This window comes from Stenotrophomonas sp. PS02289 (genome assembly GCF_029960115.1).
Lineage (GTDB): Bacteria > Pseudomonadota > Gammaproteobacteria > Xanthomonadales > Xanthomonadaceae > Stenotrophomonas.
The window spans coordinates 1-11,150 of record NZ_JASCOZ010000146.1; the positions used below are offsets into that span (position 1 = coordinate 1).

The 11,150-nt window shown below is 67.6% G+C and carries 8 protein-coding genes; 6 read left to right on the forward strand and 2 right to left on the reverse strand.

The window, feature by feature from the left end; all coding sequences use genetic code 11:
- Nucleotides 1-64: 64 nt before the first annotated feature.
- Nucleotides 65-799, reverse strand: a complete 735-nt coding sequence (locus tag QMX83_RS16765) for an SIMPL domain-containing protein (RefSeq protein ID WP_282297774.1) — start codon at nt 797-799, stop codon at nt 65-67.
- A 130-nt stretch (nt 800-929) separates the two neighbouring features.
- Here QMX83_RS16765 and QMX83_RS16770 point away from each other — a divergent pair, with 130 nt between their 5' ends.
- Genes QMX83_RS16770 through tldD form a run of 4 tightly spaced genes read left to right on the forward strand, consistent with a single transcriptional unit; the run spans nt 930 to nt 8,396 of the window.
- Nucleotides 930-1,511: a Maf family nucleotide pyrophosphatase gene (locus tag QMX83_RS16770; RefSeq protein WP_282297775.1), complete on the forward strand. Its 582-nt coding sequence runs from the start codon at nt 930-932 to the stop codon at nt 1,509-1,511.
- The gene (gene rng / locus QMX83_RS16775; RefSeq protein ID WP_282297776.1) at nt 1,504-2,991 is read left to right on the forward strand and encodes a ribonuclease G; all 1,488 of its coding nucleotides are present in this window, start codon (nt 1,504-1,506) and stop codon (nt 2,989-2,991) included. The genes QMX83_RS16770 and rng overlap by 8 nt, the downstream gene beginning before the upstream one ends.
- 39 nt (nt 2,992-3,030) lie before the next feature.
- The gene (locus QMX83_RS16780; protein WP_282297777.1) at nt 3,031-6,894 is read left to right on the forward strand and encodes a YhdP family protein; all 3,864 of its coding nucleotides are present in this window, start codon (nt 3,031-3,033) and stop codon (nt 6,892-6,894) included.
- Between the two features lie 56 nt (nt 6,895-6,950).
- Nucleotides 6,951-8,396: a metalloprotease TldD gene (gene tldD, locus QMX83_RS16785; RefSeq protein ID WP_282297778.1), complete on the forward strand. Its 1,446-nt coding sequence runs from the start codon at nt 6,951-6,953 to the stop codon at nt 8,394-8,396.
- 14 nt (nt 8,397-8,410) lie between these two features.
- Here tldD and yjgA read toward each other — a convergent pair whose 3' ends face one another.
- Nucleotides 8,411-9,001, reverse strand: a complete 591-nt coding sequence (gene yjgA / locus QMX83_RS16790; RefSeq protein WP_282297779.1) for a ribosome biogenesis factor YjgA — start codon at nt 8,999-9,001, stop codon at nt 8,411-8,413.
- A gap of 68 nt (nt 9,002-9,069) precedes the next feature.
- Here yjgA and pmbA point away from each other — a divergent pair, with 68 nt between their 5' ends.
- Together pmbA and QMX83_RS16800 are read left to right on the forward strand one after the other, a co-directional pair.
- Nucleotides 9,070-10,440, forward strand: coding sequence for a metalloprotease PmbA (gene pmbA, locus QMX83_RS16795; protein WP_282297780.1), 1,371 nt, complete (start codon nt 9,070-9,072; stop codon nt 10,438-10,440).
- 88 nt (nt 10,441-10,528) lie between these two features.
- Nucleotides 10,529-10,912 carry a DUF4870 domain-containing protein gene (locus QMX83_RS16800; protein WP_282297781.1) on the forward strand — a complete coding sequence of 128 codons (384 nt, stop codon included), beginning with the start codon at nt 10,529-10,531 and terminating at the stop codon, nt 10,910-10,912.
- Nucleotides 10,913-11,150: the final 238 nt, after the last annotated feature.

Sequence of the window (11,150 nt, forward strand, 5' to 3'; positions counted from 1 at the left end):
TGGCCGGCCCACGCATTGCCGAGGGCCGGCCAACGGCCGGCGCTACCGTGTTACGTCTGATCGCTTACCGTCCGAGGTCGAACACGACGTCCAGATTCACCGACACCGTCGACTCACCCGGCGACACCGGGGTGGAAGCGTCAGCGGCCATCGCCATCGGAGCCGCACGCATCATCACCGGACGGAAGTTGCCGCCGCCGCTTTCCGAGATGCTCACGATCCGACGCACGCGCAGTCCCAGTGCCTTGGCGTAGGTCTCGGCGCGGGCCTGGGCCTTCTCCAGTGCGGCCAGGCGCGCTTCGTCATAGACCGGCTCAGGCTGGTCGATCTCGAACTGCGGGCCGTTGATCTGGTTCGCGCCCTGCGCGGCCAGTGCATCCAGCACCTTGCCCAGCTTGGCGATGTCACGGACCTTCAGGCTGACCGTGTTGCTGGCCTGGTAGCCGGTGATCTTCGGAGCCTCGTTCTCGGCGTAACGGTACTGCGGGCTCAGGTTGACCCCGCTGGTCTGCACGTCGCGCTCGGCAATCCCGGCGGCCTTGATCGCGGCCAGCACCTTGGTCATCTGCTCGGCGTTCTGGCGCATGGCGGTGTTGCCGTCCGTGGCCTGGGTAACCACGCCGGCCGACAGGGTGGCCACGTCGGGCACGCGCTTGGCTTCGGCATTCGCCGACACGTTGAGCAGGGTGCCGTCGATGGGGGCGGCGATGGCCGGAGCGGTCTGGGCGTGTGCGGTCATGGTGGCTCCCATAGCGAGGGACAGGGCAAGCAGCAGCGGGGACAGGGTCAAGCGGCGCATGAACATCTCCTTGTGAAGGCGTTGAGGTTGGTGTCGGAGCGATGAACGTCTGGTGAGGTCTGGTGGGGTTGAAGGATTTTTGGTCACGTTGTGCGCGATTCAGAGAGCGGCCGCAGGTTATCCTTCCGCGATGCTTTATCTTGCCTCCCGTTCGCCCCGACGAACCGAATTGTTGTCCCGACTGGACCGGCCGTTCCGCGCGCTGGACCTTGACGTGCCTGAAGTCCGCGCCGCCGGGGAAACCGCCCTGGACTACGTGCAGCGGGTGGCCGCCGACAAGGCCCGGGCCGGCCTGGCCCAGGTGGCCGGCGACCCCGACGCCGTGGTGCTGGGCTCGGACACCGAAGTCATCCTGGACGGAGAGGTGTTCGGCAAGCCCGCCGATGCCGCCGATGCTGCCGCCATGCTGCGCCGGTTGTCCGGCCGCACCCACCAGGTGGCCACGGCCGTGGCGCTGGTCGCCGCCGGGCGCGAGCAGGGGGTGCTGGTGGTGTCCGAGGTCACCTTCATGGACTGGAGCGAGGCGGCCATTGCCGCTTATGTGGCCAGCGGCGAGCCGATGGGCAAGGCCGGTGCCTACGCCATCCAGGGCGGGGCCGAGCGTTACATCCGCCATCTGGCGGGAAGCTATTCGGGTGTGATGGGATTGCCCCTGCAGCAGACCGAACAATTGTTGCTGGCGTTCGAACCGAAGGGAGTCGCCCATGTCTGAGGAAATCCTGGTCAACGTCACCCCGCGTGAAACCCGTGTGGCGGTCATTGAAAACGGCATGCTGCAGGAGCTGCACATCGAACGCGGCTGGCGTCGTGGCGTGGTCGGCAACATCTACAAGGGCAAGGTGCAGCGGGTGATGCCGGGCATGCAGGCCGCCTTTGTCGAAGTCGGCCTGGAGCGCGCCGCCTTCCTGCACGCCAATGACGTGGTGCGTCCGGCCCCGGTGGCCAGTGCCGACACCGAAGGCACCACGCTGCCGCCGCCGGCCTCGGTGCCGATCGTCGAACTGCTGCGTGACGGGCAGGACATCGTGGTGCAGGTGGTCAAGGACCCGATCGGCACCAAGGGCGCGCGTCTGACCACGCAGATCAGCATTCCTTCGCGCTACATGGTGCTGCTGCCGCAATCGAAAGTGGTCGGCGTCTCTGCCAGGATCGAAGACGAGGCCGAACGCGCCCGCCTGAAAACCCTGGTCACCGAACTGTCGGCGCAGCACGGCGGCTATGGCTACATCGTGCGCACCAACGCCGAGGGCCAGCCAGCCGAGGCCATTGCCGAGGACATCGCCTACCTGTCGCGGGTCTGGAACGTGGTCGAGCGCCGTGGCCGTGAAGCCGCGCCGTGCAGCGTGATCTATGAGGACCTGAGCCTGCCGCTGCGCTCGGTGCGCGACCTGATCCGCAAGGACGTCGACAAGGTCAAGGTGGACTCCAAGGAAACCTTCGCCCAGCTGCAGGCCTTCGTGGCCAAGTACATGCCGGTGCTGGCCGAGAAGCTGGAGCTGTACAGCGGCGACCGGCCGATCTTCGACATGTTCGGGGTGGAGGACGAAATCGGCCGCGCCCTGGACAAGCAGGTCCCGCTCAAGTCCGGTGGCTACCTGGTCATCGACCAGACCGAAGCGATGACCACCATCGACGTCAACACCGGGTCGTTCCTGGGCCAGCGCAACCTGGAAGAAACCGTGTTCCGGACCAACCTGGAAGCGGCGCAGGCGGTGGCCCGCCAGCTGCGGCTGCGCAACCTGGGCGGCATCATCATCATCGACTTCATCGACATGGACGACGCCGAGCATCGTCGCCAGGTGCTGCGCACGCTGGAAAAGGCGCTGGCCCGCGACCATGCCAAGACCACGGTGTACGACTTCTCGCCGCTGGGACTGGTGGAGATGACCCGCAAGCGCACCGTGGAAAGCCTGGAGCGCCAGCTGTCGGAAACCTGTCCGCAGTGCAGTGGCCGCGGCAGCATCAAAACCACGGAAACGGTGACCTACGAGATCTTCCGCGAGATCACCCGTGCGGTGCGCCAGTTCGACGCGGCGCGACTGCTGGTGATCGCCTCGACCAAGGTGGTCGCGCGCATCACTGACGAAGAATCCGCTGCCGTGGCCGAGCTGGAGGAATTCCTCGGCAAGTCGATCCGCTTCCAGGCCGACGAGCAGTACCTGCAGGAACAGTTTGATGTCGTGCTGCTCTGACCTTCATCTCCAGGCGTGCCGCCGCGCGCCGGCGGGTCGATGACCACGCCGCTGCGACTGCGGCTGCGAAGGATCCGCCGCCATGCTGTGTATGCGCTGGCCATCGTGCTGGTCGGCGTGGCTGTGCTGGTGGGCACGGCCAGCCAGCTGTTGCCGCTGGCCGAACGCCACCCGGACAAGGTGGCGGCGTGGTTGAGTGCACGTGCCGGCCAGCCGGTCCGCTTTGATCACCTGCAGACGCGCTGGACCCGCCGCGGGCCCTTGCTGGCACTGCAGGGGTTGCACATTGGTGAAGGGCAGGGGCTGCGCATCGGCGAAGCCGAGGTCCTGGTCTCGATGTATGCCGGCCTGCTGCCCGGGCATTCCCTGACCGAGCTGCGCCTGCGCGGCCTGGCACTGGTGCTGCAGCGTGCGGACGATGGCCGCTGGTCGGTGGTGGGCCTGCCACAGTCCGGTGCCGGTGATCCGCTGGAGTCGCTGCGTCGACTCGGCGAGCTGCAGGTGATCGGCGGGCGTTTGACCGTGGACGCGCCCTCATTGCAGATGCACGCCGAACTGCCGCGGATCGATCTGCGCCTGCGGGTGAATGGCCAGCGTCTGCGGGTGGGCGCACGCGCCTGGGCCGACCTGCAGGCACAACCGCTGACCGCGGTGCTGGATTTCGAGCGCCGTCGTGGCGATGGTCAGGTCTGGCTGGGAGCCGATCCGGCTGATTTCAGCGCGTGGGCACCGCTGCTGCAGTTCGGTGGTGCGCGCCTGCAACAGGGCACCGGTGAGTTCAATGCCTGGGTGGATGTGCGTGATTCGCGGCTGGTGATGGTCACCACCGACACCGACCTGCATGACGTGCAGTTGCAGGGGGCGGTGCTGGCCGACGGCAAGCGACCGCAGATGACCCTGGACAACCTGGAGCTGCGCGCGCGCTGGCGTTGGGTCAAGGGCGGCTGGCGCGCCGACGCGTCGCGCCTGCGGATTGGCATGGATGGCAACGAGCAGACTCTGGACGGCCTGCTGGTAGCCGGCGGCGAGCACTTCGCCCTGGCCGGCGACAACATCGACGCCAGCGCGCTGCTGCGTGGTCTGGCACTGACCGACCGGGTTGACCCGGGCCTGCGTAGTTGGCTGCACGCGGCGGCACCGCAGGTGCGGATGACCCGGGTGCGGCTCAGTGGCGAGCGTGACGGTGCCCTGCGTTTTGAAGGCGATCTGGAAGACATCCGGTTCGCCGCCGCCGGTCACGCGCCCGGGCTGAGTGGCGTCGGCGGGCACTTCCAGGGCGATGCCGACGGCTTCCGCCTCGACCTGCAGCCCAGCCGCGTGATGCATTTTGACTGGCCGTCCGGATTCGGCGTGCGCCATGACGTGCGCCTGGCCGGCAGCATGATCGGCTGGCGCGACGAAGCGGGTGGTTGGCGCGTGGCCACGCCCGCACTGCGGGTGCAGGGCACCGACTACGCCGCCGACGTGCGCGGGGGCGTATGGTTCCAGGGCGATGGCACGCGCCCGTGGCTGGAACTGGCGGCGAAGATCGATGACGTGCCGATGACCGCAGCCAAGCGCTTCTGGATCCACTCCAAGATGAGCAAGGGCGCGACTGACTGGCTCGACGCAGCCCTGGTGTCCGGCCATGTGCGCGGCGGGGTGGGGCTGGTCACCGGTGATCTGGAGGACTGGCCGTTTGATCAGAACAACGGTCGCTTCGAAGCCACCGGCCATATCGACAACGGCAACATCCGCTTCCAGCACGACTGGCCGACCATGAACAAGGTCGACGCCGACATCGCCTTCATCGGTCCGGGATTTGAGCTGCACGGGCGAGGCGATCTGGCCGGCGTGGCGGTGGACCACTTCGACGCCGGCATTGCCGATTTTGGTCAGTCCGACCTCTATGTGAAGGCCAACAGCCGCAGCGACGCCAGCGCGCTGCTGGCGATGCTCAAGCAGAGCCCCTTGCAGAAGACCTACGGCGACTCGCTCAATGCCCTGACCGCGAAAGGTCCGGCGGTGGTCGACTTCGACCTGCTGCAGCCGCTGCATCATGATGCCGGCCCCGGACGTCTGCAGGGCACGGTCGAACTGGCCGGAGCCACCCTCAGCGACAAGCGCTTCGACCTGACCTTCGACAACATGCACGGCAAGGCCAGCTACAGCAATGACGGTTTCGGTGCCGAGCAACTGGCGGTGCGGCATCTCGGCCAGGACGGCCAGTTGAGCCTGCGTGCCGGCGGCTTTGTGAAAGACCCGGCGCAGGCATTTGAATCCGAACTCAGCGCCTCGCTCGATGCCGGTCTGCTGCTCGATCGCGCGCCTGAGCTGAGCTGGATCAAGCCGTACATCGAGGGCACCTCGCGCTGGACCATCGGCGTGACCCTGCCCAAGGTGGCACCGGGGGCCAAGGTCGAGCCGCCGACGCTGTTGACCCTGCACTCGGACCTGGTCGGCACCCGGCTCGACCTGCCGGCACCGCTCGACAAACCCGCACCGGTGTCGCTGCCGACCACGGTCAACGCGCAGCTGCCGATGGGCGCAGGACGGGTGGATGTGGCGTTCGGCCAGCGCCTGGCGTTGGCCGCGCGCACGCATAACAACCAGACCGGGGTGCAGGTCACCCTGGGCAGCGACCGCGTGGATCGCGACCCGCCGACCAGCGGGCTGGTGGTGAACGGGCGCAGCGGCTCGCTGGATGCACTGGAATGGATCGCGCTGGCGCGCTCTCCCGATGGCGGCGGCGATGACCCGATGCCGTTGCGCCATGTTGATGTACAGGTCGGCCAGCTGCTGCTGGCCGGTGGTGTGTTCGAACAGACCCGTCTGCAGTTGCGGCCCACCCCGGCGAGCATCGAGGTGCGCATGGACGGCCCGGCGCTGGCCGGCGATCTCAGCGTGCCCAACGCGGACGGTGCGCCCATTGTCGGCAGGCTCGACCGCGTGCACTGGAAGTCCCTGCCGACGCCGGTTGAACGTCCTGACGATGGCGCGGCCATCGTGCTCCCGGACGATGCCAGCTTGCCGGCCCGGGTGCAGGCCAGCGCCAATGACACCAATCCGGCGAAGATTCCGCCGCTTTCGCTGGACATCAACGACCTGCAGTTCGGCAAGGCCAAGCTCGGCCAGGCGGTGCTGCGGACCCATCCGTTCGGCAATGGGCTGAGCGTGGACCAGCTGCAGTTCCGCGCGCCCAAGCAGCAGATCGACATCCAGGGCCGCTGGCTCGGGATGGGCCCGACCGCCAACACCCAGATGCAGGTGCAGGTGACCAGCGAGGATCTGGGCGGACTGATGCAGAACCTGGACTACGGTGGCCAACTGCGGGGCGGTGAAGGCAGCCTGCGGCTGGACGCGAGCTGGCCCGGCGGCCCCTCCGACTTCGCCTTGGGCGCGCTGGAAGGGCAGATGCAGGTGCATGCGCGCAACGGCCAGTTGCTGGAGCTCGAACCCGGTGCCGGACGCGTGCTCGGCCTGCTCAGCGTGGCGCAGTTGCCGCGCCGGCTGATGTTCGACTTCCGCGATTTCTTCTCCAAGGGCTTCGCTTTCAACCAGGTCGAGGGCACGCTGGCGTTTGCCGACGGCATGGCCACCACCGACAAGGTGCTGATTGAAGGTCCCGCGGCCAACATCAGCATCCGCGGGCAGACCGACCTGCGCCGCCAGCAGTTCGACCAGACCATTGACGTGAACCCGCGCGCCGGCAACCTGCTGACCGTGGTCGGCGCGGTGGCGGGCGGCCCGGTCGGTGCCGCGGTCGGTGCGGCCGCCAACGCCGTGCTGTCCAAGCCGCTCGGCGAGATCGGGGCCAAGACCTACCGGGTGACCGGTCCCTGGGCCGAGCCCAAGGTCGAGGTCATCGACCGTGATGACGCGCCGCCCTTGCCGCCGGCCCGGGCCGCGGCACCGGCGAAATGATGAATCTTTCTTTCTGTGCTGCTTGCGATAGCGGCCCCTGCCCATAGATCAGGACCATGACCGAGAACGCACTGACACTTGCCCAGGATCGCCTGCTGCTGCCCGCTGGGCTGGATGCCAACGGCTTGGAACGTACCTTCGGGACGCTGCTGGGTCCCGGCATCGACTTCGGCGACCTCTATTTCCAGCACGCACGGCGCGAAAGCTGGAGCGTGGAAGACGGCATCGTCAAGGACGGGGCCCACTCCATCGAGCAGGGCGTGGGCGTACGCGCCATCGCTGGCGAAAAGACCGGCTTCGCCTACTCCGATGACATCCACGGCGATGCCCTGCTGGCCGCCGCGCAGTCGGCCCGCGCTATTTCGCGCGAGGGCGGGGCGCAACCGGCCCGCGCACTGGCCCGCGCCAACGCCCGCGCGCTGTACCCGGCACTGGACCCCATCGACGGCATGGGCAACGAAGCCAAGGTCGAGGTGCTCAAGCGCCTGGACCGCTACCTGCGCGCGGCGGATCCGCGCGTGCAGCAGGTGATGGTCAGCCTGTCCGGCGGCGTGGACACCGTGCTGATCGCCCGCAGCGACGGTGTGCTGGCCGGCGACATCCGCCCGCTGGTGCGACTGAACGTACAGGTGATCGTCGAGCAGAACGGACGCCGCGAATCCGGTTACGCCGGTGGCGGCGGGCGTTACAGCTACGCCGAACTGTTTGCCGACGGACGTCCCGAAGCCTTCGCCCGGGAAGCATTGCGCCAGGCGCTGGTCAATCTGGAGGCGATTCCGGCCCCGGCCGGCGTGATGAGCGTGGTGCTCGGCCCGGGCTGGCCCGGCGTGCTGCTGCACGAGGCGGTTGGCCACGGCCTGGAAGGCGACTTCAACCGCAAGGGCACCAGCGTGTACGCCGGCCGCATCGGCGAGCGCGTGGCGGCTCCGGGCGTGACCATCGTGGACGACGGCACGCTGGACGGCCGCCGGGGTTCGCTGAACGTGGACGACGAAGGTCACCCGACCCAGTGCACCACCCTGATCGAGGACGGCATCCTGGTCGGCTACATGCAGGATTCGCTCAACGCCCGCCTGATGGGCGTGGCACCGACCGGCAACGGTCGCCGCGAGTCGTTCGCGCACATGACCATGCCGCGCATGACCAACACCTACATGCGTGCCGGCCAGCATGACCCGGAGGAAATGATCCGCTCGGTCAAGCGTGGCCTCTACGCGGTCAACTTCGGCGGCGGCCAGGTCGACATCACCAGCGGCAAGTATGTGTTCTCGGCCACCGAGGCCTACCTGATCGAAGACGGCAAGGTCACGGCCCCGGTGAAGGGGGCGACCCTGATCGGCAACGGCCCGGAAACCATGCAGAAGGTCCGGATGATCGGCAACGATCTGGCCCTGGACGAAGGCGTCGGCATCTGCGGCAAGGATGGGCAGAGCGTGCCGGTCGGAGTCGGTCAGCCGTCGTTGTTGATCGACGGCCTGACCGTGGGCGGTACCCAGGCCTGAGCCCGGGCATGCGCTCAGTCTTCGAACGCGTCTTCGTCGTCCTCGTCTTCGGACGGGGCGGCGTTGGCCGCGTCCAGACCCAGCGCGGCCGGCAGCATCAGCCCGCGCAGCACCTGGTAGATCTCGCGGAACGCGCGCGGCGGCTTGTTCTTCGCCTTTTCAGCCTGGGCGTTGCGGACCAGCGTGCGCAGCTGCTGGCGGTCCGCCTGCGGGTACTCGTCCAGCAGTGCGGCCAGCGCGGTGTCGCCGTTGCTGAGCAGGCGCTCGCGCCAGTCTTCGACCCGGTGCAGCATGGCCACTTCACGGCGCGAGGTTTCGCTGTTGGCGTCAAGCGCATCGCGGATCGCGTCCAGCGTGGACTCCTCTTCGCGACGCATGTGCTTGGCCAGGAAGGCCAGCTGGCGCTTGTGCGCGATATGCGCGGTAATGCGCTTGCATTCGGCGATGTGCGGCAGCAGGTCTTCGGGCACCGGCACGCGGGCCAGCTGGGCCGGGGTCAGCGAGACCAGCTTCTCGCCCAGCGCAAGCACATCCAGCGCGTCACGGCGCTTCTGCTTGCGGCTGCTGTCATGAAATTCACCGGTCTCTTCGTCGCGTCCGCGCATCGTTCTTCTTCCACATCCAATACTGTGCCCCGCGTTGCGCCGGGCACTCACCTGCACAGGATAAAGCATTGAACGTGATCTCCCCTGAAGCCCTGGCGGCCGACGACAGCCTGTCGCGCCTGGAACACCTCGCCGACCTGTCCCAGCAACTGCTGGAGCGGGCCCGGGCACTGGGGGCGACCCAGGCCGAAGTGAGCTGCAGCGAAGAGCGCGGGCTGGACGTGAATGTGCGCCTGGGCGAGGTCGAAACGGTGGAATCCACCCGTGACCGCGGCATCGCGGTCACCGTGTACTTCGGCCAGCGCAAGGGCAGTGCCAGCACCGCCGACCTGCAGCCGGCCAGCCTGGAGGCCACCGTGGCCCAGGCCTGCGCGATTGCCCGCCACACCGAGGACGATGTCGCCGCCGGGCTGGCCGATGCCGCGCTGATGGCGCGCGAGTTCCCCGATCTGGACGGCTGGCACCCCTGGGCGCTGCAGGCCGACCAAGCGGTGGACCTGGCCCTGGCGTGTGAAGCAGCCGGGCGCGCCGCCGATACCCGGATCAGCAACTCCGACGGTGCCTCGGCCTCCACTGCCACCAGCCTGTCGGTGTACGCCAACTCGCACGGCTTCATTGGCCGCGACCGCAGCAGCCACCATTCGATCGGCTGCGCGCTGATCGCAGGGCAGGGCGACGGCATGCAGCGCGACGGCTGGTACAGCAGCGCGCTGGCCCGTGAAGACCTGCAGGACCCCACTGCGATCGGGCGGCGTGCGGCCGAGCGCACCGTGGCGCGGCTGCAGCCGCGTTCGATGGCGACCGCGCAGATGCCGGTGCTGTATGCCCCGGAGGTGTCGCGTTCGCTGATCGGCAGCCTGCTCGGCGCGGTCTCCGGCGGGGCCCTGTACCGTCGTGCCAGCTTCCTGCTGGACAGCGTGGGCACGCAGATCTTCCCGGACTGGTTCGCCATCGACGAACGCCCGCTGCTGCGCCGTGGCCTGCGCTCCAGCGCGTTCGACGGCGACGGCGTGGCCACGCGCAATTCGGCCCTGGTCGCCGACGGCGTGCTGCAGCGCTATGTGCTGGGGGCGTACTCGGCACGCAAGCTGGGCCTGCAGACCACCGGCAATGCGGGCGGGGTCTACAACCTGCAGGTGCGGCCCAGCGTGGATGCCGGCCTGACCGAGTTGGCCCGCCAGATGGGCGAGGGCCTGCTGGTGACCGAGCTGATGGGCCAGGGCGTGAATCCGGTTACCGGCGACTACTCGCGCGGTGCAGGCGGTTTCCGCGTGGAGAACGGCGAAATCCAGTACCCCGTCGACGGGATCACCATTGCCGGCAACCTGAAGGAGATGTTTACCCGGATCGAGGCGGTGGGCAGCGACATCGACCCCCGCTCGCACGTGCACGTGGGGTCGATCCTGATCGGGCGGATGACCGTGGCAGGTAACGATTGACGCAATCGTTGACGTATCCTATGGGCGCTGCCTGGGCAGGCGGGGAGCCTGCCATGCACCACCCAATACACTGAACAAGGAGTTTCACGTGAGCGATTTTGAAAACGTTACCACCCCGCCGCCGGCCCCGGTCAGCGACGGCCCGGTGCCGAGCGATCAGCGCACCATGGCGCTGGCCGCGCACCTGCTGGGTATCTTCACCTGGTTCATCGGCGCGCTGGTGATCTGGCTGATCAACAAGGATGACCCGAGCAAGGCCTTCGTCACCGACCAGGCCAAGGAAGCGCTCAACTTCCAGATCACCATCACCATTGCCATGCTGATCTGCTTCGTGCTGATGATCGTCATCATCGGCGGCCTGCTGGCTCCGATCGTCGGTCTGATCAGCCTGATCTTCTCGATCATCGCTGCGGTCAAGGCCAACAACGGCGAGCTGTACCGCTATCCGTTCGCGCTGCGTCTGATCAAGTAATCATCGCCTGCTGCAACAGCAAAAACGCCCGGGATTTCCGGGCGTTTTTGTTTGTGTGCCGGATTGCATCATCTACGTAGAGCTGGGCTCTACCCGGCTGCTGTTGGATTTGGGCGAACAGCCGGTAGTCATCGGTTCCTTGGCTTGGCGTCTCGGGATGGGCGTTCCGGGGGACGCTGCAAGTACGTCCATGTAAGCTCAGTCGCCGCATCCATGCGGCTCATGCCCCCTCCAGCCC

Coding starts and splice junctions, on each gene's coding strand:
- yjgA (WP_282297779.1), bottom strand. CDS start 9,001: ATGCGCGGACGCGACGAAGAGACCGGTGAATTTCATGACAGCAGCCGC.
- QMX83_RS16765 (WP_282297774.1), bottom strand. CDS start 799: ATGCGCCGCTTGACCCTGTCCCCGCTGCTGCTTGCCCTGTCCCTCGCT.
- QMX83_RS16770 (WP_282297775.1), top strand. CDS start 930: ATGCTTTATCTTGCCTCCCGTTCGCCCCGACGAACCGAATTGTTGTCC.
- QMX83_RS16780 (WP_282297777.1), top strand. CDS start 3,031: ATGACCACGCCGCTGCGACTGCGGCTGCGAAGGATCCGCCGCCATGCT.
- rng (WP_282297776.1), top strand. CDS start 1,504: ATGTCTGAGGAAATCCTGGTCAACGTCACCCCGCGTGAAACCCGTGTG.
- tldD (WP_282297778.1), top strand. CDS start 6,951: ATGACCGAGAACGCACTGACACTTGCCCAGGATCGCCTGCTGCTGCCC.